General features: G+C 46.4%; 19 protein-coding genes. 14 read left to right on the top strand and 5 right to left on the bottom strand.

All coding sequences use genetic code 11. The annotated features are described in order from the left end of the window. Positions 1-704: 704 nt before the first annotated feature. Complete coding sequence (locus L9Q40_RS07690; protein WP_020335319.1) at positions 705-1,013, bottom strand: hypothetical protein; 309 nt, start codon at positions 1,011-1,013, stop codon at positions 705-707. A 138-nt stretch (positions 1,014-1,151) separates the two neighbouring features. Here L9Q40_RS07690 and L9Q40_RS07685 point away from each other — a divergent pair, with 138 nt between their 5' ends. Together L9Q40_RS07685 and L9Q40_RS07680 are read left to right on the top strand one after the other, a co-directional pair. Then, positions 1,152-1,481, top strand: a complete 330-nt coding sequence (locus tag L9Q40_RS07685) for a helix-turn-helix domain-containing protein (protein WP_014234668.1) — start codon at positions 1,152-1,154, stop codon at positions 1,479-1,481. 65 nt (positions 1,482-1,546) lie between these two features. Continuing rightward, the gene (locus L9Q40_RS07680; RefSeq protein ID WP_498792964.1) at positions 1,547-2,293 is read left to right on the top strand and encodes a DUF6515 family protein; all 747 of its coding nucleotides are present in this window, start codon (positions 1,547-1,549) and stop codon (positions 2,291-2,293) included. Positions 2,294-2,317: 24 nt separating this feature from the next. Here the strand turns inward: L9Q40_RS07680 and L9Q40_RS07675 are convergent, their stop codons facing one another. Further along, complete coding sequence (locus L9Q40_RS07675) at positions 2,318-4,075, bottom strand: SgrR family transcriptional regulator (RefSeq protein WP_498792963.1); 1,758 nt, start codon at positions 4,073-4,075, stop codon at positions 2,318-2,320. A 242-nt stretch (positions 4,076-4,317) separates the two neighbouring features. On the opposite strand from L9Q40_RS07675, the gene L9Q40_RS07670 reads away from it, so the two are divergent. The 7 genes from L9Q40_RS07670 (at position 4,318) to L9Q40_RS07640 (ending at position 10,283) form a co-directional block, all read left to right on the top strand. Next, on the top strand, positions 4,318-4,440 hold the full coding sequence (locus L9Q40_RS07670) for a hypothetical protein (RefSeq protein WP_372379495.1): 123 nt from the start codon (positions 4,318-4,320) through the stop codon (positions 4,438-4,440). A gap of 162 nt (positions 4,441-4,602) precedes the next feature. Next, positions 4,603-4,944, top strand: coding sequence for an ArsR/SmtB family transcription factor (locus tag L9Q40_RS07665; RefSeq protein ID WP_014234671.1), 342 nt, complete (start codon positions 4,603-4,605; stop codon positions 4,942-4,944). Between the two features lie 77 nt (positions 4,945-5,021). Next, positions 5,022-6,077: an ACR3 family arsenite efflux transporter gene (gene arsB, locus L9Q40_RS07660; RefSeq protein WP_498792962.1), complete on the top strand. Its 1,056-nt coding sequence runs from the start codon at positions 5,022-5,024 to the stop codon at positions 6,075-6,077. A 107-nt stretch (positions 6,078-6,184) separates the two neighbouring features. Then, positions 6,185-6,976 carry a PhzF family phenazine biosynthesis protein gene (locus L9Q40_RS07655; protein WP_498792961.1) on the top strand — a complete coding sequence of 264 codons (792 nt, stop codon included), beginning with the start codon at positions 6,185-6,187 and terminating at the stop codon, positions 6,974-6,976. A 331-nt stretch (positions 6,977-7,307) separates the two neighbouring features. Further along, positions 7,308-8,255, top strand: a complete 948-nt coding sequence (locus L9Q40_RS07650; RefSeq protein WP_498792960.1) for an HlyD family secretion protein — start codon at positions 7,308-7,310, stop codon at positions 8,253-8,255. Positions 8,256-8,259: 4 nt separating this feature from the next. Further along, positions 8,260-9,186, top strand: a complete 927-nt coding sequence (locus tag L9Q40_RS07645; RefSeq protein WP_014234675.1) for an ABC transporter ATP-binding protein — start codon at positions 8,260-8,262, stop codon at positions 9,184-9,186. Beyond that, the gene (locus L9Q40_RS07640; RefSeq protein WP_020335328.1) at positions 9,183-10,283 is read left to right on the top strand and encodes an ABC transporter permease; all 1,101 of its coding nucleotides are present in this window, start codon (positions 9,183-9,185) and stop codon (positions 10,281-10,283) included. Before L9Q40_RS07645 ends, L9Q40_RS07640 begins: the two co-directional genes overlap by 4 nt. Positions 10,284-10,308: 25 nt before the next feature. Here the strand turns inward: L9Q40_RS07640 and L9Q40_RS07635 are convergent, their stop codons facing one another. Continuing rightward, positions 10,309-10,680 (bottom strand): hypothetical protein, encoded by a 372-nt coding sequence (locus L9Q40_RS07635; RefSeq protein ID WP_243978556.1) that lies wholly within the window; start codon positions 10,678-10,680, stop codon positions 10,309-10,311. 224 nt (positions 10,681-10,904) lie between these two features. Continuing rightward, positions 10,905-15,173 (bottom strand): formate dehydrogenase subunit alpha, encoded by a 4,269-nt coding sequence (gene fdhF, locus L9Q40_RS07630; RefSeq protein ID WP_498792959.1) that lies wholly within the window; start codon positions 15,171-15,173, stop codon positions 10,905-10,907. 189 nt (positions 15,174-15,362) lie between these two features. Here fdhF and L9Q40_RS07625 point away from each other — a divergent pair, with 189 nt between their 5' ends. From L9Q40_RS07625 to copI, 5 genes are all read left to right on the top strand, one after another. Then, entirely contained in the window at positions 15,363-15,758 is a 396-nt protein-coding gene (locus L9Q40_RS07625) for a hypothetical protein (RefSeq protein WP_076633466.1), read from the top strand. A 297-nt stretch (positions 15,759-16,055) separates the two neighbouring features. Further along, complete coding sequence (locus L9Q40_RS07620) at positions 16,056-17,372, top strand: TolC family protein (RefSeq protein WP_498792965.1); 1,317 nt, start codon at positions 16,056-16,058, stop codon at positions 17,370-17,372. 2 nt (positions 17,373-17,374) lie between these two features. Continuing rightward, positions 17,375-19,090 (top strand): efflux RND transporter periplasmic adaptor subunit, encoded by a 1,716-nt coding sequence (locus L9Q40_RS07615; protein ID WP_440878747.1) that lies wholly within the window; start codon positions 17,375-17,377, stop codon positions 19,088-19,090. A gap of 2 nt (positions 19,091-19,092) precedes the next feature. Further along, the gene (locus L9Q40_RS07610; protein WP_498792958.1) at positions 19,093-22,233 is read left to right on the top strand and encodes an efflux RND transporter permease subunit; all 3,141 of its coding nucleotides are present in this window, start codon (positions 19,093-19,095) and stop codon (positions 22,231-22,233) included. A gap of 64 nt (positions 22,234-22,297) precedes the next feature. Continuing rightward, positions 22,298-22,864: a copper-resistant cuproprotein CopI gene (gene copI / locus L9Q40_RS07605; RefSeq protein ID WP_498792957.1), complete on the top strand. Its 567-nt coding sequence runs from the start codon at positions 22,298-22,300 to the stop codon at positions 22,862-22,864. A gap of 71 nt (positions 22,865-22,935) precedes the next feature. On the opposite strand, the gene L9Q40_RS07600 is transcribed toward copI, so the two are convergent. Continuing rightward, positions 22,936-24,270 carry a ferredoxin reductase family protein gene (locus tag L9Q40_RS07600; RefSeq protein ID WP_498792956.1) on the bottom strand — a complete coding sequence of 445 codons (1,335 nt, stop codon included), beginning with the start codon at positions 24,268-24,270 and terminating at the stop codon, positions 22,936-22,938. Between the last annotated feature and the right edge of the window lie 161 nt (positions 24,271-24,431).

Here is a 24,431-nt window from a genome sequence, read left to right as displayed (position 1 = left end):
AGCTGCCGACAAGTTTTAGATTCACGGTTAATACCTCTAAATTCAATCCGTTTTTGTTTCGCCTGCCGTACTTAATCCAAAGTACAAACAACAAAACGTCCCCTATTTGCAAAAATTGGCCGAAAACCGGCGTCAATTAGCAATAACATGCACGGAAAAAAGAGAACGCACTCTTATTTCATCGGCATGTAGGCGAGCATTTTTGGGCGATATTCTGATTGATGGGATGCCCACATTTTGGGTTCGAAGCAAAATAGGTCATCTAATTCATCAATCTCTCACTCGAAATAGAATGAGATTGGTTCGGCGAGATTGTACGGCATAACCAGGAGAATTGAAAAGTAAAAGGTCAAAGTTTCAGCCATATATTTTAGTGGTTGCAACTAAACACCTAACATGTGCGGTTAAAATAACCAGTAAAGAGAGGAATGTCTGGCACTCCCACGGGAATATATCGAGTGTACACTTTTATTTACAGCTTGGGGGAAGACGTTAAATTCCAATGCCGTAGCCTAGATCAGACAATATCGCTATTATTCGCTGCGTACCGACATCGTTCGGTTCACATACCTCTAAAACACTGAGTTACGGTTCGAAAATTTGGTAACTTAAGTGACGAAATGCTGGGTTCGGTTCCCCAGCATTTACATTTCCCTTGGTATTAAACCAAATCTATACGACACATAACGCTTTGGGTTTATTAGTCAGCTTTCGTCTAAAGCCTGGATCATATACGTCAAAGCATGAATCCCCTCATCTGCAATCACTTTTTCGGTTTTGCTCATGTTCTTATAAAGGGTTTGCAATTCTTCTTCACCAATCGATTCACGATGTAAGTAAAGTTCCTTGTAGTTCATTAGTCGCAACTGAGATTCACGCGTCAACGCCAACACACCTCTCCCGAAAGCCTGCTGTTTGTCTGCAATTTCACTACGTAACGTATCTAAAATGCGTTGCATTTTGCGAATATCTGTTTCATTCGTGGTTAAATGATAGGACTGATAATTTTCCATTTTTTATAGCCAACTGAAATATATGTATTTTTTAGGTCGCCATTCATATACCTAATTATCAATAAGATAAAGAGCAGCTGGTTAAACTGGTCCACAAATTGCTTTAATTAGGTCAAAACAGTCCTGTCTGGAGAAGCTATGCATGTCGACCCTATTATTGAAGCACTGATCAAAAGACGAAAAGAGATGGGTTTTTCCCGTGAACAAATTGCCAAAATGGCAGGGATGAGCGTAAAAACCTATCAAAGAATTGAGCGCGGTGAATCTGACCTCAAGCTTTCACAATACCGTTCAATCTTAAGATCAATGCAGCTCACTGATCTTGATCTCTCTCTCGACGTCAGGGGTGTAGAACATGTGACAGAACAGGACCTTGCTTCTATCGCACGCTTACTATCCCCTGAAGCTCAATCCTTATTAGTACGTCTTTTGTCTCTCGTACTCGAGCAACGGAAGAACACTTCCTAAGCCTGATGCTCTGTTATAATTAGGTATGAGTATATTTGCTCTCCAATATGTAACGGAGACGTTTTATGAAACGCGGTTTAATTAGCAGATGGGTTGTTACAGCCTTGACGTTTTTCCTTATAGGCAGCACATCGGTGTCGGCTAAGCCACACAACGAACCTTCCGTGCGCCCAATTACTCAACCAGGGAATAAGCATCAGACCCGTCCGGTGCAACGTCCAACAGTAAAGCCAACTCATCCACCTTCTCAGCATAGACCACCAAGCTATCATCGTCCTCCGAATGTCAGCAGACCACCTGGTTATCATCGACCGCCGAGTTACCACCGGCCTCCCGTGGTGATTAGACCGCCTAAACATCATTCGACTTATATTTATGTACGCAGTGGGTATCGTTATCCACCATACCGTGGCCATTATTACTACTATCACCGAGACTTAGTCGATATCGCTACGTTCGCGATTTTTGCAGGTATTACTTACGCGATTATTCAGGATGCTTATTATAAAAAAAGTGGCGATCGCTACGTGTACGTAGAGAGTCCACCAGCGGGAAACTACACAGTCATAGATGGAAACGAAGTGGTAAGCTATTCCGGTTCAAATAGTGCGACCGTCACACAAAGCTCCAGCTCGACTTCAACTAATGTGTCCTCGAACAGTCCATTCAAAAAAGGAGAAATTGTTGACTCTTTGCCTAGCACTAAGAAAACGGTAGTGGTGAATGGACAAACTTACTTTCAGTATCAAAACGCTTGGTTTCTCCCTTTACGAGACCAGCGTAAATATGTGGTTGTCGAATCACCGTTGTAGCGCGTATACGACCTCGAGCTAATGCTAATCCGCTGACCACACTGAACGTATGTCTGGCCAGCCCCAGTTAGTCAGCGCTACGTCTTCGAGTACCCCCTGAAAACGTAGCGTTTGGGTGTGATGAAACATGGGTGCAATCCAATATTCACTGACCAGCGTTGAAGCAATCGGTTCTAGCGCTTCCAAATAGTCTTCGAGCTGAGTATTTGCCCGAAGTCGTTCAAGTTGCTCATCCAGCCACACTGCATTTTCCTGATTCAAGGTATTATGCAAAACGGTGTGTGTATAAAAATTGCTGAAAGCCGATGCATGCCGATTGTCATCCAAATTGATATTGGTCACCACGAGTGTTTCATTCAGCGTGCCATTGCGTGCTCGCTCACTCAACTCTCGATATGAGTACATCACGGTCTCTACTTTACAACCCGTACTTTCTAATTGGCGTGAGATAGCACGAGCGCACCGCCGCAAAGCCGTATAGTTATAACCAGCAATACTGATGTGTTTGGGTAGCTTAGTTTCTTCACCAAACGGACGGAGAACCGGTCTCCAGGTTGGCAATAAATTGAACGCAGGAATGCTACCGAACACGATATTTTCACTTTTCATGATTTCAACCAAATACTTGGGTTGAATCAATTCGGCGATATAACGACGTTGTGCCAAAGACAACGCATGCTTCGCCCGGTGGTTAAACAAAGCAAACAAGCAGCCGTCTTCGATTCGGCTTCTTTTATTTGCCGCATATGTCTGTGCATCACTCATCGACATATAGTGAAGACACGCGCCATCATCCGTATTAGCCTCAACCAGTTCTGAGTTTGAAGATAAGGAGGGGTTTTCCATCTTTTCGTCATCGACAATCCATATGGTCACTTGGTCGGTCAGCACTCGACAAGAATAGTAGCCTTCAAACGCCTGTAGCTTTAAGCGGTTTTCATTATGTTCGATCACCGAAAAAGGACCACTCCCAACAACGAGTCGATTATTTGCCTCATTGACCTGACTCGCAGGCTGGACACCATATTTCACCCCGGAAATCAGTCCCGCAAAACCCAAATCAGGCGTGTTCAAAGTAAAAATCACCTTGAGCGGATTCGGGGCAGTTATCGTTTCGACATGGGCCAAATCTTTTTCGTAGTAATCGAGAAGCTTTAACTTATTAAACAGGCTTACAACCGTATCTGCATCGATGGGGCTACCATTATGGAAAGTCAGTCCGGGACGAAGATAGAAAGTCCACTCGTACTTGGTCTCGTCATATCGCCAATGATGTGCCAGTTCCGCTTTAACCTGGCCATCATTGTCGCTAGCAACTAAGCAACAGTATATTTGTCGCAGCAAAAATCGTTCACTGCTTCTCTGAAGTTGATGCGGCACCACACGTTCAAACGTCCGCTTATAGGTCAGCTGTATATTGAGTTGGCCTTCTTGAAGTGAGGCTCCAGAAGTCGTTTTCAGTAAACGCCCAAAAGCCGCTTCGTCTTCATCTAATATGGAGAGCGCTTTTTCGTATTTTCCTGACTTGATTCGCTCTCGTGCGAGCGTTTCCTTCAATGCACTCAGCTCAACATTCATTAATAAGGTAGAACGATGATTTCGGCCTGCTTTAGGCTGCCAGCTCAACCATTCATGCTGCTGCATTTGAGCCAACAGGCTTCGCGCATGACGAGGCGACACAAACAATAACTCAGCAATCTCATGGAGCGTGGTTTTCGTTTCCTTACCAACTTCAAACGGCATTAAACGTTGATAGTAACGAAACAAATTCAGATCAGACACGGAGATTTTCCTTATCTTTTGATGAGGCTTTTGGGAATGGAGTATTTTACTGAAGTTAGGAGAAACAAAATAAGAAAATCTCGAACAAATGAGTTCCTCTTTTCCGCCTTTTCTCGCGCCAAAAAGCCCAACGTCCGCTTAATTTTAGCCTTAACAGGAACAAAAATAATAAATTCACTCTGTTTTATTAATCCCCTTTTCTCAACATACTGAATTTGTCAGCACGAGAAGGAGAAATCAATATGATGTCAAAACCAGATAAAGCACCGATGGCGAACTTTTTCCAAAAACGCCTCATTCAGTCGCACAGCAAACTAGAAGTGATGGCTCTGGTCCACCTCAATGAAATGTTCAACTGGTCATAATTCCCCCTTTGCAAAGCAGAACCTTAGCTCCTGATACCCCCAATGTCTTTAGGTTCTGCTTTCTTTCTCTCCATACTTGCTATCCTCAGGATCAACTTGCACAACCCACTCGTACCACGTACACTTAATCGCAATTCGACGATTAACTATAAAGACCGACAGATGAGTGATAAATGCGATAATACCTGCCAGGTTTCTTTTGAAACGACTGAGCAACAACTGAACAAAGAAAAAACCTTGGCTGCACAGGCAAAAGCTTTGTCACACCCTGCACGTATACGTATCCTGCATATCCTCCATAAGTTAGACACAATGGACAACTGCTTGAATAGTGATTTAGTCTCTGAGCTGGGCCTGGCGCAATCCACCGTTTCTGAGCACTTACGAATTCTAAAACAGGCAGGCTTTATTACTGCCGAGCCTAATCCACCAAAAGTTTGCTACCGTATTCAGCGAGAAACACTGAATAGTTTCAGCACTGAATTCTCAAACCTTTTCAACTAACTGATTCCGCCTTACACGTTAAGATGAGTAAGCGCAAACTCAATAATCGTCTTTCGACGATATACGAGGAAGACACGATGACCACTGAAGTTTTAAGTAGTGCCAGCAATAAAATGAGTTTTCTGGATCGATATCTCACGGTATGGATCTTCGTCGCAATGGCTATTGGTGTCGGTATCGGTGCCGTTTTCCCTCAAGTAGCACAATGGAACGAAGCCATGTCAGTCGGCAGTACCAACATACCACTGGCTATTGGCTTGATCTTGATGATGTATCCGCCACTGGCGAAAGTTGACTACGGCTTGCTGGGAACGGTGACGAGAGACAAAAAAGCCATCACACTTTCATTAATAATGAACTGGATTGTTGGTCCGATTCTGATGTTCATTCTTGCGCTGACATTCCTTGGCGATCATCCAGGCTATATGGTTGGGATAATCCTGATCGGTCTTGCTCGTTGCATCGCGATGGTTCTGGTGTGGAACGACATCGGCGGCGGTAACAAAGAGTATGGGGCCGCGTTGGTCGCTTTGAACAGTGCTTTTCAAATTCTGACTTACAGCGTGATGGCATGGCTGTTTATTACGGTACTGCCCCCCTATTTTGGCTATGAAGGTTTCATCGTTGATATCTCTATGGGAGATATTGCTGAAAGCGTTCTGATTTACCTTGGCATCCCTTTTCTCGCTGGCTTTCTCAGCCGTAAGTGGCTAGTCACAGCTAAGGGGGAGCAATGGTACAAAGACGAGTTCATTCCGCGAATTTCACCGATCACTTTAGTCGCTCTGCTTGCAACCATTGTTTTGATGTTCAGCTTAAAAGGTGAAATGATTTTAGAGCTTCCTATGGATGTATTCCGAGTCGCAATTCCACTGGCTATTTACTTCGTATTGATGTTTTTTGTTAGCTTCTTTATCGGTAAAAAAATCGGTCTTCCATACGACAAAAATGCTTCTATTGCTTATACAGCGACTGGTAACAACTTCGAACTCGCTATCGCGGTTTCTATTGCGGTATTTGGTTTAAATTCCGACCAAGCGTTCGCTGGTGTGATTGGCCCACTGATTGAGGTGCCGGTGTTAATCGCGTTAGTTAACGTCGCACTCCGAATGAAAGCCAAATACACAAGCTAATTAGAAAATTTAAACTGATATCCTTCAAAACGCCTTCCCTTTTCGGAAGGCGTTTCAGTATAGTGAGTATGAAACTTCGTTTGAGCTCGTGGAAAAAGGGAAAATAAATGGAATTAGATATTTATGTTGTAGACGCATTCACAGATGCACAATTTAAAGGCAACTCTGCCGCTGTCGTCCCCGTAACTGAATGGTTAGCACCTGAGCTCATGCAAAGTATCGCAGCTGAGAATAACCTCTCTGAGACCGCATTTCTCAAACAGATTAACGAGAATCAATATGAAATCCGCTGGTTCTCGCCACTGACAGAAATTGACTTTTGTGGCCACGCTACACTTGCTTCAGCCATGGTTTTATTCGACCAACTCAATGTCGACGGTACTATCGAATTTCACACGCTAAAAGTCGGTAAACTCATTGTCGTGAAAAATGCTTTGGGCAAGATCGAAATGACCTTCCCTGCCCGACCACCTGAACCAGTCAGCACTATTCCTACACAACTGATAGAAGGACTGAATTGCAAAGTAGACCGAGTGCTATTAAGCCCGCAAGCGTACTTTGTCATATTGGAAAACCAACAAGAAGTGCTGGACGTTCAATATCAATCTGAGCAGCTTAAACAACTTGCTCCCTATGACGTCGTCGTTACCGCCAAAGGCACTGATTATGACTTTGTTTCGCGCTACTTTTGGCCTGCTAACGGTGGTGACGAAGATCCGGTAACGGGTTCTATACACGCAGGACTCGCGCCATTTTGGGCAGAGGAGCTTGGCAAGACCTCACTTGTTGCCTATCAAGCCTCGGCTCGAGGTGGCGTATTGCACTGCCAAGTAAACGATAACAGCGTTGAAGTTTCCGGTGATGGTGTGCTTTACCTGAAAGGAAATATTTTCGTTTAAGGTAACGACAATAAACAATCTAATTACAGCCCAGCCGCGGTTGGGCTTTGTTCTCAAAAGACGCTATCTCGACAGCCGATTAATTGCTGGCTTACTCACTAACCGCACCTGCGGATACATCATAAAGAAGTACAAAACTCGATCATGCTCTCGATTCTGCACACTGACCTCTTGGCATTTCAGTTGCGAACCTAAGCCTCTAAATTTTAAAAGAATAGTTTCTTTATTCCATGCTAAGCTGTAGTAAAGCTCGTTCACTGCTGAAATGTATCCAGTAATTTCAGAGCATCAAAATGACTTGTCTAAACATCTTTCAGGGAAGCACCGCACAATGAAGCGAATTATCTTTGGTACCTTAATTATTGCTCTACTGACTGCATGTTCAAAAGACAACACACATCAGGCACTTGGAACTCTAGAGCGTGACCGCGTCACTTTCACCGCAACTTCAAATGAGATAATTCGCGCCCTACCTGTTAAGGAAGGCAGCCAAGTCAGTGAAGGTGAAGTCCTCGTTCAACTGGATACCAAGAACCAACAAGCGGTGCTCGCTCATACAGTCGCCGAGCAGGCCAAAGCCGAAGCTTATCTCTTGAAGTTAACTAACGGTGAGCGTCCTGAAGACATCGCTGCCGCCTCGGCAAAAGTCGCAAGAGCGGAAGCGCAACTCACAGAAGCGCAGAAAAGCTACCAGCGCACAGTCGAACTGGTACGCAAGAAGCTTATTAGCCAATCAGAGAAAGACTCCGCCCTAGCAGCAAGAGATTCAGCTCGGGCTGAGTTGGACTCCGCCAAAGAAGAGTTCAGCAAACTCACAGCAGGGTCTCGACCTGAAGATATTGATCAGGCTAAAGCGGAATTGATGGCAGCGAAAGCGGATGTTGCGCTGCAAGAACAGAAACTGGCAGAACTGACCATTACCGCCACGCGTGATGGAACGTTGGATAACTTACCCTACAACCTTGGGGAGCGAGTGCCTGTGAATGGTATCGTTGCGGTAATACAAGCGAGCAGGGTCCCCTACGCCCGAGTTTACGTTCCTGCTAAATTCCGTCTTAACTTTGTCCCGGGAAAAACCGTTACGGTTAACGTGGATGGGCTGGCTAGTCCTTTACAGGGAACCGTACGCTGGGTGGCCACTGAACCGTCATTTACGCCTTATTTCGCGCTCACAGAAGAAGAACGCTCGCGTTTGATGTACCTGGCTGAAGTCGATTTACCTGAGTCGGCCAAATCGTTGCCTTCTGGTGTGCCAGCTCAAGTTGACCTAGTGGAGTAACGCGATGACGGAATATGCCATTCAGGCTAAGAATGTCGTCAAGAAATTCGGTAATTTCACGGCGATCAACGACATCACACTGAACGTTCCCAAGGGCTCTATCTACGGCTTTTTAGGTCCGAATGGCTGCGGTAAGTCGACGACTATTCGTGTACTGACAGGTTTGCTCAGTCCCACGGAAGGCAACGTCGATGTTCTTGGGCTGGAGATTCCTAGGCAGTCCGAAATGCTGCGGCTCAAGATCGGTTACATGACTCAGAAATTTTCGCTTTATGACGATCTCTCGGTTCAAGAAAACCTCGAATTTATTGGCCAAATTTTTGGTCTGGGTAGCAAAGCGCTTAAAACTCGGATTGAAGAACAATTGAGAACCTATGGGTTGGATCAGCTACGAAAGCAACGAGTCAGCGGCATGAGTGGCGGGCAAAAACAACGCCTTTCTCTTGCTGCAGCAACAATGCATAACCCCGAACTTTTGTTTCTTGATGAGCCTACCTCCGCCGTCGACCCTGAAAACCGACGTGAGTTTTGGGAGCAGTTGTTTGATTTATGCGACCAAGGCACCACCATTTTAGTAACCACGCATTACATGGACGAAGCCGAACGTTGTCATCGCCTCGCTATTATGGAGTCAGGTGAAATTCGTGCCGATGGCGAGCCGGAACAGTTGATGGAAAATATGGGCGTGAACATTATTGAAGTCAAATCAGACAAACTGCGTGAGTTAAAAGAAAAACTCCTTCAACGTGATGAGGTTCGTTCTGCCGCTCAATTAGGGGTTCGTTTGCGCATTCTGATCCACCAGCATGTTGAGCATCCAATAAATTGGCTCAAACAGACATTTCCGGAATTAGAACATGCCGAAATGAATCATGCACGACCAAGTCTGGAAGATGTCTTCGTCACTGTAACAGGGAAAGGCCGCCAATGATCAAGCCAATAGCCCGAATGAAAGCCGTGATGATCAAGGAAATTCGTCAACTTTCCCGAGATAGGATCACCTTTGGCATGGTCGTGATGATCCCGCTTATTCAATTACTGTTGTTCGGGTTCGCAATCAATACGGATATTCGCAATATTCCGGTTGGTGTCGTCGATCAAAGTGGCAGTACGGCCGGGCGAATCATTGCTCAGTCAGTTGAAGTCACTCAGGTTGTCGATATCAAAGAGACCTATGCCACTGCTCAAGAAGCAGAGCAAGCCATCCAGGACGGGCTTGTGCGAGCAGTGCTGATTTTACCGAGCGACCTTACGCAACGCATGATGCAAGGCCGCGAACTGGGCCAATGGATCGTCGATGGTTCAGATACCATGATCAGCTCAGCGATATTGTCGCTGCAAACCATGCCTCTCACAGACTTTGACTTCGAGATCCGATCCAGACCGACCAAAACGTTTGAGGTTGCGCTTTACTACAACCCTAGCCGCCGTTCTGCGGTAAACATTGTTCCGGGGTTACTCGGCGTCATTCTCACCATGACGATGATCTTATTTACCAGTGCGGCTATTGTTCGGGAACGAGAACGAGGTAACTTAGAACTTCTCATCACGACACCAATCCACTCTATTGAGTTGATGATTGCGAAGATCGTGCCTTATATCTTCGTCGGCTTGATTCAAGTCTTTATCATTTTAGGTCTCGGCCATTGGATTTTTGGCGTTCCTATCAACGGTGCCATCAGCCAAATGCTGTTTGGGACATTGCTCTTTATTGCGGCGAGTCTGACCTTAGGCCTGATGATATCCACCATCGCAAAAACACAGCTTCAAGCTATGCAGATGACCGTGTTTATTCTGCTGCCATCCATTCTGCTGTCTGGTTTTATGTTCCCCTATGAAGGAATGCCAGTGGCGGCACAATGGATATCGGAAGTGCTTCCCGCTACCCACTTCATGAGAATGATTAGAGGGATTGTGCTACGTGGTGCGGACTTATTCGATTTATGGCGAGATACGTTATGGCTAGTCGGATTTACCATACTCGGTCTCGTAGTTGCTTCTCTCAGGTTTAAGAAGTCGCTCGATTAACAGCGTACTAAGCACTGTATATCGTTTAATAGTACTCGCCCATAGAGCAGTCACGTATTTGAGAAATTGTGTAGTTATTTAAAGAGTCTATCTTAAAATCAAACACAACTTCTTTACAGACCATGCCTTGGCGATCGCTGTAGGTGATAAAGCCTTCACTATAGGCTCGATTGCCATCGGAAGATTTGATTTGTGCTGCAAGCTCTAAGTAACCTTTGTGTGCATCAACTCGGTTCATCACTTCGAACGCATCCAGCCATTCTTCTCGATTTGCCATCTTAAGTAGCATTGATTCGGCTTGAGATTCCAACTGCTTTGGGTACACATATAATCGGTTGTATCCAAAATATGCGCACATCAATAAAAAAACGACTGCTAATGAGGTTGTTCTTGTCATGCAAGTGCCTCTTGTTGTTATAAAAACTCAACGTTGTAGTCTGAGTATAGGAGCTCAGCAAATTTTAGGTTATAGAACTTGCCTGAATAACAGAGGGCCGTCAGAAACAGTCAATTCTCTGACAATCTCGCGTCCAATTCACATAAAAAAGGGCAGGGATCATATTATGATTCCTGCCCATTTCTTTTCGAGGCCCAATGCGAAGCCCGTTTTATCCTGTCTACCTAATCCGTATGTACGTGTTCGGTAGTTATGCTCTCAGTCTTAACGAGTTCTACTATTTCAACTTTTACCGCCGCAACCTTAAATTCTGGGATTTTCGCATGCGGATCCGTTGCCGTAGTTGTTAAGCGGTTGACTGGTGATTCCACAAAGTGGAAAGGAATAAACACCACCCCTTTTTGCATTCTCTTGGTTACAAATGCATCAATTTCGATATGACCACGACGTGTCGATATTTTCAGGCGCTGACCATTGCTGATCCCCAAAGCTTCGGCATCTTCGACGCTGATCATGGCTCTCGGTCCCGCAAGATTATCCAATCCTTTCGTTTTTCTCGTCATGGTCCCGGTATGGAACTGCTCCAGCACTCGGCCAGTTGTCAGTACCAAAGGATACTCTTCATCTGGAAGTTCAGCAGCATAACGGAACGGAATGCCGACCATTTGCCCTTTACCACGGGTAAACTGGGTTTGGTGCATGATTCGCGTGCCGTTCGGGTTATTCTTGTTGCTCGGCCATTGCACACCATTTGGCGTGATAGCGTCCCAACGTAAACCAGCATACTGAGGCGTCACACGAGCAATCTCGCTGGTAATTTCAGACACGCAGTGATAATTCCAGTCACTACCCATCGCGTTAGCCAGCTCTTGAATGATCCACCAATCCTCTTTGGCCTCTCCTGGGGCGGTAACAACAGCATTCACACGCTGTACCCGACGCTCGGTGTTAGTGAAATGACCTGATTTTTCAGCAAATGAGCAAGAAGGCAGAACCACATCGGCATACTGCGCCGTTTCAGTAAGGAAGATATCCTGCACAACCAAGAAATCCAGTGTCTCTAAGCCTTCAATGACATGCGCTTGGTTTGGATCACTCAATACAGGGTTTTCACCCATGATGTACATGCCTCGAACTTCTCGTTTGCATGCGGCATCAATAATTTCAGTCAGAGTTAACCCTTGTTCTGCCGACAAATCGGGCGCATTCCATTCTATGGCAAACTTTTGTCGTACCATTGGGTTATACACTTTTTGATAGCCCGGATAACAGTTTGGCAATGCCCCCATGTCGCACGCCCCTTGCACGTTTGACTGACCGCGCAATGGGTTGATGCCTCCACCTTCGATACCAATGTTTCCACACAACAATTGCAGGTTAGCAATCGAACGAACGTTATCATGCCCGGTGGTATGCTGCGTAATCCCCATCGAATAATACACAGCCGTACGCTTGGCAGTCCCGATCATACGTGCCATGGCGAAAATATCGTCGGCTGTCACACCCGTGACCAGTTCTACTTTGTCCAGGTTGTAAGCGGGTGACATCACTTCTTGCAGTAAGGTATCAAAGCCATCAACGCGCTCTTCGATGTACTCCTGATCAAACCAGCCATTCTTAATAATCAGCTGCATTACGCCATTTAGTAGCATGACATCCGTACCGGGACGATGTGCTAAATAAAGCTCTGCATGCTCAACAATATCGACACGTTTTGGATCAGCCACCACCAGACGTGCACCATGATGACGAATAGCTTGCTTGATATGAGATGCGATGATTGGATGCGCAGAAGTGGTGTCTGAACCGATAATAAAAATCACATCCGAGTGTTTGATACTCGGAATATCATTGGTCATTGCCCCACTGCCTAATGAGGCTTCCAGACCAGTGACGCTTGATGCATGACAAAGTCTCGCGCAATGGTCAACGTTATTGGTACCGAGTTCGCGGCGAATGAATTTCTGAAACGCGTAATTGTCTTCGTTGGTGGTTTTTGCTGAAGAGAAACCCGCCAGCGCATTGCTGCCAAAATCTTGTTTTATAGACGTAAACTTAGACGCGACTAATTGAATAGCTTCTTCCCAACTTGCTGGTTGCAGCCATCCATCTTTACGAATAAGTGGCGTAGTTAATCGCTCTTCGCTGCCAATGAAGTCAAAACCAAAGCGCCCTTTTACGCACAACATGCCTTGGTTAACCGGTGAGTCAGCACCTTTGACATAGCGAATTTTATTCTCTGCTTCGTCAACAAACATGGTTAACTTACAGCCGACACCGCAGTAGGTACAGATAGTGTCAACGGCCTTCAAATCCTCAGTTCGGCCTTGTGAACGATCACGGCTGTCTACCATTGCACCCGTTGGGCACGCTTGCACACAAGCACCACATTGCACGCACTTGGAATCGCCCATTAGCGTTAAGCCACTAGGCTTATTTGCTTTTTGTTCTGAACGGAATCGAGGCCGGTCATCCGGTCTCAGTGCCGGACGGCCATTAGCATCGCTCACAAAACTGAGCACGCCATGAACGGCTTGCTCTCGACATGCCTGAATACACTGACCACAACTGATACAGCGGTTGGCATCGAACTCAATAAACTCCGAACTGCGGTCGACTTCGTATTTATGGCGAAGATCTTTAGCTCGCAAATCAAGCCATCCTTGATGATCGACGACATTGGTTGCTTTAGCTTGTAAGGAATCACCGAATTTCTGTTCAGCTTGATATTCCGTTGAATAATCTCGTAAAGCACAGTCTGTGTTCGCCTGACAGCCACATTCAAGACAACGTGCCGCTTCTTTCATAGCCTCTTCATTGTCAAATCCGAGTTCAACTTCGGCAAAGCTCTGCTCACGCTGTTCTGGGGTTAATTCCGGCATGATCGTACGCGCGACTTTTTGGATATTTTCAAAGTGAAGCGGATCAACTTGCGACAATTTTTGCTCTTTACGAGAGTTAAAAGCCGGTGTTGGCATATCTGCCATGTCGCCATTCAGGAATAGATCAATGGCTTTTGCGGCAACTCGTCCATCTCCAACCGCTTCTACAGCAGTCGCAGGCCCGCGGCGGAAATCGCCAATACTGAAAATATTGCCTGTACCGGTATGCATGGTTTGCGCGTCAGATTCCGAAGTGTTCCAACGAGTTACGGGAATCGACAACGCATCGTTGTCTAAAAAACTTAAATCTGGCTTTTGAGACACCGCAGCGATCACCGTATCAAATGCTTCGGTGAAGAACTCCCCTGTCGGTTTTGGGCTGCGACGGCCTGATGAATCTGGCTGCCCCAAAGCCATTCGTTCTAAACGAACGGCATGAACGCGCCCGTTTTCATCCGCTAAATTTTCCGCAGGATTGGTCAGAAAGTGGAACTTCACACCTTCGTGTTCAGCTTCAACAATTTCGTAGTCTTCCGCTGGCATTTCGTCTCGAGTTCGACGGTAAATCAGCGTTGTATCAGCCCCTGCTCGTCGCGCCGTTCGGGCACAGTCGATCGCGGTGTTACCACCACCAATAACCGCCACTTTTTTGCCTGTCACATAGCGTTGTTCGGTCACGTAGTCTTTGAGGTAATCGACACCCAAATAACATCCTCTTAAATCGCTACCCGGATAGTTCATCTCCACCGCTTGAGATGCGCCGACAGCCAAACACACTGCGTCGTAATCTTCACTTAATTGGGAAAGCGTAAAGTCAACGCCAAGCTTTGTATTAGTGTTGATCTGCATGCCATTGCGACACATCAATTCGATTTCTTTATCCAGAATGTCCTTTGGAAGGCGGTATTCCGGAATGCCATAGCGTAGCCACCCACCCGCTTTCGGCATCGACTCAAAGACTGTAACGTCATAGCCTTCGTTAGAAAGATAATAGCCGGTGGTTAATCCCCCCGGGCCACTGCCTACCACCGCGATCCTAAGGTTCTTGGTCGGCTTTTTCTCCGGCACGTAAGCGTCATAAGAAGCCAAATCGGTGTCTGCCGCGTGACGCTTAAGTTGACGAATGGCAATAGGCTCATCGACTAAAGAACGGCGGCATTCGCTTTCACAAAAGGCCGGACAAACACGTCCGATTGATAGCGGCATTGGCAGCGTTTTTTTGATCACTTCAATCGCTTTTTGGTGATCATTCTGTGAGATATGGTAGAGGTAAGACTGAATATCGACACCAGCGGGACAAGCCGTTTTACACGGAGCTTCGCAGTCAGCGTAATGGTCCGTCATAATTCGGTTAAGGGCTTTTCTTCGGTGTTCACTGAGTTGCTCTGACTGGGTAACGGCGTTAAGTCCTCGATAGACTTCGAGCTCACACGCTCGTTTGGTACCACCACTTTCTATCTCAACGACACATAAGTCACATGGCACTTTCTCGTTACTTTTGTTCATGCCGCAAAGCGACGGGATTTCCACGCCACATACTTTTGCCGCTTCAAGAAGAGTTTGCCCTTCTTCTACAATTCGATACTTCCCGTCGATGATAATTTCGATCATACGCTACCCTGAGTTAGCCACTTAACCCTTACTGAATCTAAGGATAAATCCTACCGCGGGAAGTTCATGTGACAAAATGCTCACTAACTACATTTTTATCGACAAATATTAACTATTGACTTTCCCCCTAGGGTAACCTTTACTATTCAAGGGTTATTAACGAGATACATTCATTTTACTGGAACGAGTATGCACCTTAAATCCTGGCATACAATTTGGTTGACTCTGCTGACAACGCTGATCCTTTTGGTATCGAGCGTGGTAAACAGTGCACCACTAATGAACCTAAAAATGATGTCAGATCAGACAATAACTCAGCAAGATGAGCACTGTGGGTCACACAGTATGGATATGAGTATGGCGATGTCTCATAGCTCAGCCCCTTCCGACATACCAATGAGCTGTGCGGACAACTCGGGTATGGTTCATAACTGCTGTACAACGTCCTGTTCGTTTGTTTTTGTTTCACTACCCGTTCCCGAAAACAGACTTTCTCCGCTGGCACAAAGAGCCTCCTTCAATATTGAGAGCCATGACCCTGTCGTACAGGTCAGTCACGATCTCTACCGACCTCCTATCGTTTAATTCAATAAAAGCATTCGACCCTGCTTAACCTTGCAGGTTGTTTAATTGCGCCCGACGATTGGTCTATTTACTCAAATAACGCCTTACGATCTCAGATTATTTGTATCGTCTAAGAGCTGAAGTAATCACAACATCCAAACGTCCGGCAATCACCAGCTTTCGCATCGATTCACACTATTTGTGCGTTTACGAGCAAGTCTGGTATTAATTTGGATGAAAACGATGGAATTCACCCCAAATCACTTAGTGACATCAATAGGCTCACTAGCCCTGATTGCTTTGCCTGCATTTAATGTGATGGCACAAACGCCATCACACGAAAAAGCAGTCAATGTATCTCAAGCACAATCGACCCAAGAACTGGCAAAGCTGATTAATATTGCCCTTGAAAACGATGGCAATCGCAAACAGTTCTTTGCTCAATCGGAAGCCATGCGTGAGACCGGCATTGCAAGCGCGACGCTAATGGATCCGAAACTAAAAGTGGGTGTTGGCGGACTACCTGTCGACAGTTTTAAGTTCGACGAAGACCCGATGACTAATATCTCAGTTGGTCTAATGCAGCAGTTTGAGCGCGGTTCTACCCTCGACCTTCAACAGAAGAAAGCGAACCAACAAGCGGATGGTTTATCTCTGCAAGTGCATGCAAGAGAACTGGATATAGCGAATAACATGACTCAACTCTGGCTTGAGCTTGGCTATCAACAACAAGCAGAACAGATCATGTTAGAAAACCGCCGCTTGATGAAGGAAATGGAGAACTTCATACAAACCAATTACTCAATTGGCAAAAGCGAAGCTCAGGACCTTCTTAACGCACAGCTGCAAGTAAGCAAGCTGGATGAAAAGTTACAGGCTAATGCTCAAATGCAGCGACGTTTGGTAGCCCAGCTTTCTGAATGGCTAGGCTCTGACTGGTTGATTAATCATTCTCAACAAGGTACTCCATCGCTACAAGCCAGCAACCAACTTAACTGGAATAATCTGAATCAGGCCCTCTCCTCTGGGGCTGATTCTACGCAGCACTATCAACTACTTAGCCAGCATCCAATGGTGAAAATGGCCGATGTCAGCATTTCAACTAATGAAACTCAGGTTGAAATTGCCGAGCAAGCTTATAGTCCGCAGTTTGGTGTCGAAGTTGCTTATGCCTATCGCCAGTCAAACAACATGAAAGGAGAGCCAGCTTCAGATTTAGTCAGTGCGTATTTAACGATGGATATTCCGCTATTCACTGGCAATCGCCAAGATAAAAACCTCGCAGCGGCGCAGTATCAGGTAGGAGCCGCGCGCTCACAGAAAGACACATTACTGACGCAAATGAACGCCAAAGTGAACACGCTTTTGATCGACCGCAGCAACTTAAGCCAACGCCTGGAGCGTTATCAAACCACTTTACTTCCTCAGGTCAAAGCTCGGATTCGGGCAGTAGAACGGGGATACCAAAATAACACCGCGCAATTCAACGATGTGATTTTGGCCAGTACCGATGAGCTTGCTCTGCAGCTCGAGCAACAACGTTTGATCACTGATTTAAATATCGTCAATAGCAACTTAGCAACGTTACTGGGTGGTTTTGAATATCAAGTATCAGCACCGGAATTAAGGAAGTAACAATGAGTTCGAATTCTATCAAGATCGCCACCATCGCTTTAATAGTAGGTGGGGCTTTAGGCTTTGGTTTCAGCCATTTTAATCCGAGTGCCAATCATGAACTAATGGCGGCTGAGGATAGTGCGTCAAATAGCTCAAACGATCCGCTCTACTGGGTCGCCCCGATGGATCCTAACTACAAACGAGATAAACCGGGCAAGTCACCAATGGGGATGGATTTGATTCCTGTTTATGCTGAAGATCTCGCCGGAGCACAAGATAAGCCTGGCACGGTCACCATTGACCCTTCTGTCGAAAACAATCTTGGGGTTAAAACCGCTCAAGTTTCAGTAGAGAAGTTATCACCGCGTATTGAGACCGTTGGTTACATTGCCTTCGATGAGAGTAAGTTATGGCAAACTAACGTTCGTGTTGCTGGTTGGGTTGAAAAGCTCGACATCAACGCCGTTGGTGAAAAAGTAAGTAAAGGTGACGTGCTATTCACACTCTACTCGCCTGAACTGGTTAAAGCGCAGGAAGAGCTGCTCAACGCGTACCGTACTGGCCGCAGTGGCTTAGTCAAAGGCGCGACTGAACGTTTGGTCACACTTGGTGTCGATCGCTCGCAAATCAAAGCCATAACTCAGCGCGGCAAAGCTTCCCAAACCATCGCAATTAAAGCGCCAGACGACGGTGTTATCGCCAGCTTAAATGTGCGCGAAGGCGGTTACTTATCACCTGCTCAAGCCGTGATTAGTGCAGGTCCACTAGAAAATGTTTGGGTAGATGCAGAAGTGTTTGAGCGTCAGGCTCACTGGATGAAAGCCGGCAGCAATGCAACTATGACGTTAGACGCGATTCCGGGTAAAAACTGGCAAGGTACGGTTGATTACGTCTACCCAATTCTTGATCCAAAAACCCGAACCCTGCGTGTGCGTCTCAAGTTCCCGAACCCTAATGGTGAACTGAAGCCGAACATGTTTGCCAACATTGCGCTACAGCCTGTCAGTGACGATGCCGTGCTGACTATTCCTAAGTCTTCCGTTATTCGCTCTGGCGGTATGACCCGAGTTGTCCTTGCTGAAGGCAACGGAAAGTACCGTTCTACCCGAATCAAAGTCGGTCGCGAAGCCGATGACAGGGCCGAGGTATTAGAAGGCCTAAGCCAAGAAGATCGTATTGTTACCTCCGCGCACTTTATGCTGGACTCAGAATCAAGCCAAACGGCCGATCTTTCTCGTATTTCAGCTCCGCAAGAGTCTGCTGCGGAAACGGCTTGGGCGAAAGGAGAAATTACCGATGTAATGAAAGACCATCGCATGCTCACCATCAATCATCAACCAGTACCGGAATGGGATTGGCCGGGCATGGTGATGAACTTTACCTTTGCCGACGGCGTGGAAATGGGTGATCTGCAAAAAGGTCAAAACATTGAATTTGAAATGCAAAAAACCGATTCAGGCCAATACGAAATTATTGATTACAAAGCAGATGGTAGTGTCGTTGCTACCGATGTATGGCTTACGGGTGACATCAGCATGCTCATGGCTGACTTTGGCATGATCACGCTAAATCACATGCCTGTTGCAGAATGGAACTGGGACGCTGGTGAAATGAACTTCACGGTAGGTGACGAAGTTAGCTTATCTGGTTTCAAGGAAGGCCAAAAAGTTCGGTTTCTAATCGAGAAGCAAGGCACTGACTACGTATTAAAACAACTCGAAGCGATTGAGGGCTAACTATGATTGGAGCAATAATCCGTTGGTCTATCAACAATCGCTTTATGGTGTTAATCGCCACCTTAGTGGTTGTGCTATCAGGGCTTTACAGCGTAAAGAATACACCTGTTGATGCTATTCCCGATCTTTCTGATGTTCAGGTAATCATAAAAACCAGCTACCCAGGCCAAGCACCGCAAGTCGTTGAAGATCAGGTCACTTACCCGCTTACCACAGCGATGTTGGCCGTTCCGGGCGCAGAAACAGTGCGCGGCTATTCTTTCTTCGGGGATTCGTATGTTTACATCATTTTCAATGATGATACCGACATGTACTGGGCGAGATCCCGTGTTTTAGAATACCTAAGCCAGGTAGCACCGAAATTGCCGCCAAGTGCAAAACCGACGCTAGGTCCGGACGCGACAGGTGTGGGCTGGGTTTACAGCTATGTACTGCAAGACAAAACAGGGCAACACGACCTTGCTGAACTTCGTAGTTTTCAGGACTGGTTCTTAAAATACGAACTTCAAACCGTTGATGGGGTTTCTGAGGTAGCCACTGTTGGCGGGATGGTCAAACAATACCAAGTCCAGATCGACCCGGCCAAACTGCGTGCCTACAACCTCACGCTGCAGCAAGTGAACATGGCGATTAAAAACGGCAACCAGGAAACTGGCGCATCCGTTGTGGAAGTGGCAGAAGCGGAACACATGGTTCGCACAACTGGCTACTTAACCAGCATCGAAGATATTGAATCTCTGCCAATCAAAGTGACCGACAAAGGTACGCCGCTCCTACTTGGAGACATCGCAGACATCAATCTCGGCCCGCAAATGCGTCGCGGTATCTCTGAGCTAAATGGTGAAGGGGAAGCCGTCGGCGGCGTTATTGTGATGCGCTACGGTGAAAATGCCAGCGAAGTCATCAGTAAGGTCAAAGAGAAGCTGGATGATTTACAGCGAAGCCTGCCTGATGGCGTAGAAATCGTATCAACTTACGATCGCTCAACGTTAATCAATGCAGCAGTAGACAACCTATGGAAAAAACTCGCCGAAGAGTTCATCGTGGTAGCGATTGTTTGTGCCTTGTTCTTGTTCCATATCCGCTCTTCTTTAGTTATTGCTCTTAGCTTGCCAGTGGGTATTTTGGCTGCCTTTATTGTGATGCACTATCAAGGCATTAATGCCAATATCATGTCACTCGGTGGGATAGCTATTGCCATCGGGGCGATGGTGGACGGCGCGATTGTGATGATAGAAAACGTCCATAAACACATCGAACGGACGCCACTTACAGACAAAAACCGTTGGCAGGTAATTGGTAAAGCAGCCGAAGAAGTGGGTGCTCCCCTATTCTTCTCGCTCCTCATCATTACATTGAGCTTTGTACCGGTGTTCGCGCTGGAAGGGCAAGAAGGCAAAATGTTCTCGCCACTCGCCTTTACTAAAACGTACGCGATGGCCTCGGCGGCGGCTTTGGCTATCACGTTAGTCCCAGTATTAATGGGTTACTTTATTCGCGGTAAGGTACTTCCTGAACACAAAAACCCGGTTAACCGCAGCTTGGTGGCACTTTATCGTCCACTGCTGAACCTCAGTTTGAAGTATCCAAAAGCAATGATCGTGCTGGCTCTTGGGCTAATGGCATCGGCCTACTACCCGACCAGTAAACTGGGCAGTGAATTCATTCCGCCTCTGGATGAAGGCGATTTGATGTACATGCCGACCACCTATCCGGGTATATCTATCGGTAAAGCACGTGAATTGCTCCAACAAACCAATAAGTTGATCAAGACCGTACCGGAAGTGAAAACGGTGTGGGGCAAAATTGGTCGTGCTGATACGGCAACCGACCCTGCCCCACTGACGATGATCGAAACAGTTATTCAATTTAAACCACGTGAAGAATGGCGTGAAGGGGTGACAACAGAATCTTTGCGTAAAGAGTTTGACCAGCTGGTGCAATTCCCTGGATTAACCAACGCCTGGGTTATGCCGATTAAGACTCGTATCGACATGCTCGCAACTGGTATCAAAACCCCTATCGGGATAAAAATCGCCGGCCCTGACCTGAAAGAGATCGAGAAAATTGGTGCGCAAATAGAGCCAATTCTTAATAACGTTTCTGGCACCTCATCGGTTTACGCTGAGCGTGTTGCTGGCGGTCGCTACGTCACCATTGATATCAAACGCCGTGTCGCTGCGCGTTACGGTCTGAATATCAAAGATGTTCAACAGGTGATTTCCACTGCGGTGGGAGGCATGAATGTCGGTGAAACTATCGAAGGTCTGGAACGCTACCCGATCAACGTTCGTTACCCGCAAGACTACCGTGATTCGGTGGTGAAACTGCAAAACCTACCGTTGGTAACACCAAACGGTGCACGTATCGCGCTCGCTGATGTGGCCGATATCCGCTACGAAGATGGTCCACCGATGATCAAAACAGAAAACGCGCGTCCAAATGGCTGGGTGTTTGTTGATATCGACGGACGAGATCTTGGTTCGTACGTGATCGAAGCACAGCAAGCCGTCGCGGATCAGCTGGTTTTACCTACAGGCTATTCTATTGCTTGGTCGGGTCAGTATGAGTACATGGAACGCGCGAAAGACCGACTCAGTGTGGTCGTGCCGATTACTTTAGTGATCATCATGATGTTGCTCTACTTCAGTTTCCGTCGCATCGGAGAAGTCTTGATCATCATGGCGACGCTGCCATTGGCGATGGTGGGTGGCTTGTGGTTAATGTACAGCCTCAGTTACAACTTCTCGATTGCTGTCGGGGTTGGCTTTATTGCCCTTGCGGGTGTCGCTGTTGAGATTGGGGTCATTATGCTGGTTTACCTCAACCAAGCATGGCACCACAAAAAACTGGATGCAGAAGAAAAACGCCAGCCACTGCGCTTAGATGATTTGACTAATGCGATACGCGAAGGGGCTGGTCTACGTGTGCGTCCAGTGATGATGACCGTACTCACCGTCATTATTGGTCTGATTCCAATCATGTATGGCGACGGTACAGGCTCACAGGTAATGCAACGTATCGCTGCCCCGATGATCGGTGGTATGGCATCTGCCTTACTGCTAACTCTACTGGTACTGCCAGCGATTTTTATGCTCTGGAAACAGCGCGAAGTAAAACCTAACAAAAACACAGAGAAATAAACATAAAGCGCTATGGTTCCAATGACCATAGCGCACTACCTCATTGACGATAAAGGAAACCGATATGAAAAAGACACTGATCACTCTTGCTCTGACCTTAGCCTCTGGCAGTGTATTTGCTCAGATGGATAACTCAACCATGGACCATGACAACATGGATCACGGCTCTATGCCTATGGAACATGCGCAGAGCGACAGCATGCCTATGGACCATTCCAACATGGATCATTCTAGTATGGGAGGCATGGTAGCAACGTCTGCCGTCGGCATGCCTGCAAATGGAGCGAAACCGGATAAAGTCGTGCACGTTCTTTTAAGTGATGACATGAAAATCACCTTTAAAAAAGAAGTGAAGATCGAACCCAATGACGTTGTCCAATTTGTCGTAATGAACACGGGTAAAATAAATCATGAGTTCACCATTGGTTCAGCCAAAGAACAGCTAGAGCACCGTGAAATGATGAAAAACATGTCTGGCAATCATATGCATGATTCAGATAATGCCGTAACGGTTGAACCGGGCAAAGCTAAGCAACTCTTGTGGCACTTCCACGGCGACAACAATGTCGAGTTTGCGTGTAACATCCCGGGCCACGCAGAAGCTGGCATGGTGAAAAAACTGAAGTTATAACCTTCAGGGACGGTACATCCATAAAACAAAAGGAGCGGATTGCCGCTCCTTTTATTCGTTCAAACGGATGCTCATCTCATCACAAATAGCTCTTCATGATAGTGATGCTCGGTGTCGAATCGATACTCCATCAGCTGTTGCTTCAATGCTGAAGAAAATGCTTCAGGCCCGCAGAAATAAAGCTCATAGTCTGCCAAATTACCACACTGCTTAACGATGTGTTGTGCGTTAAGTCTTGCCGAAACCTGAGTATCAATAACACTCAATTCAACATCCGCGTGATGAGCACAACGCCATAACTCATCCACTAGTTGACTATCCAATCCGCGTGCACAATAGAATAGATGCACTGGCTGATGCGATTTACGCTCTTTTAATGAAGCAAGTATCGCAAAGAAAACCGCAATACCAACACCACCCGCTATCCAGATCTGAGGTTTGGTGACGTCAAACTCTAATCGACCATAAGGCCCTTCCAGAGTAACTTCATCGCCTGCTTTTACCCTTTCACATAAGCCTGTCGTAAAGTCACCTAACTCTTTGATCAAGAAACGTAACTCTGGTTCACCATTAGCGGAGGCGATGGTAAACGGATGCGGGTCTTCATCGCCAAATCGTATATAGGCGAATTGTCCTGCTTTATGCCCCTGCCAAGAATCTGTTGGGGTGAGTACTAATTCCATGACTCGAGCTTGTGGGAAAAAGCGCGTCGATTTCACTTTCATATTGTGACGGTTAACTCGGCCAACAAAACCCGACAAGCTATAGATAGCCGCAGCGCTGCCAATTAAGGCGAATGCGATAGAAATATAGAAAATCGACTCACCCCAATAGGCTCGCTTGATCAACAACACAGAGTGAACCGCAATCATCAAATAGACCGCCGCCATCATGCGATGCGAGACTTTAAAAGGCTTGTACTTCACGACAGTCCAGAGCGAAATAACAAACAGCACAACTAATAAATAGAAGCCCCACTCGCCAAGGCTAAGGCCAACATCACGCAGGTCAACAATCCAGGATTCCAACGCGGTTAAGTTATTCCCACTAGGCCCTTCCCCGGTATGTTTAAGCGGTTTTTCCAGCATTCCAGACTGGACTAACCATTTGGGTACTTGATAAAGCAGCCAATGCACAATGCCTAAACTCACTCCCGAAATACCCAACCACTTATGAACCCGGTAGGCTTTATCCATACCATTCACCCATTTTTCTACAACAGGTAAGCGCAGTGCTAACACCATAGCAATAGACATTAAGGCGAGTGATACAACACCTGAATATTGAATCAGCGCTGAGCGCCAATAGAAAAACTGCGTCGATGAAAGCAGCTGTGGTTCACTCAAACACCATATGACCGAAACGACTGCAATAACAAGACATATAGAATTCCGTACTGTTTTCATGCTCACTACTCCACCACTGACGACAATTCTAGTTTAGTGCACCATACGTAAAGCAACGTAAACAAAGGTAAAGCAGAGAAAAACGCATCACTTGAGAGGAATTCTACAAAAAATCTACAGGGATTTAACAGTCGTTAGCGCACTCCATCGCTATAGTCACG

The sequence above is a fragment of the Allocatenococcus thiocycli genome (assembly GCF_921292965.1).
Lineage (GTDB): Bacteria > Pseudomonadota > Gammaproteobacteria > Enterobacterales > Vibrionaceae > Vibrio > Vibrio natriegens.
This window is presented reverse-complemented; position numbering and strand designations above follow the sequence as displayed.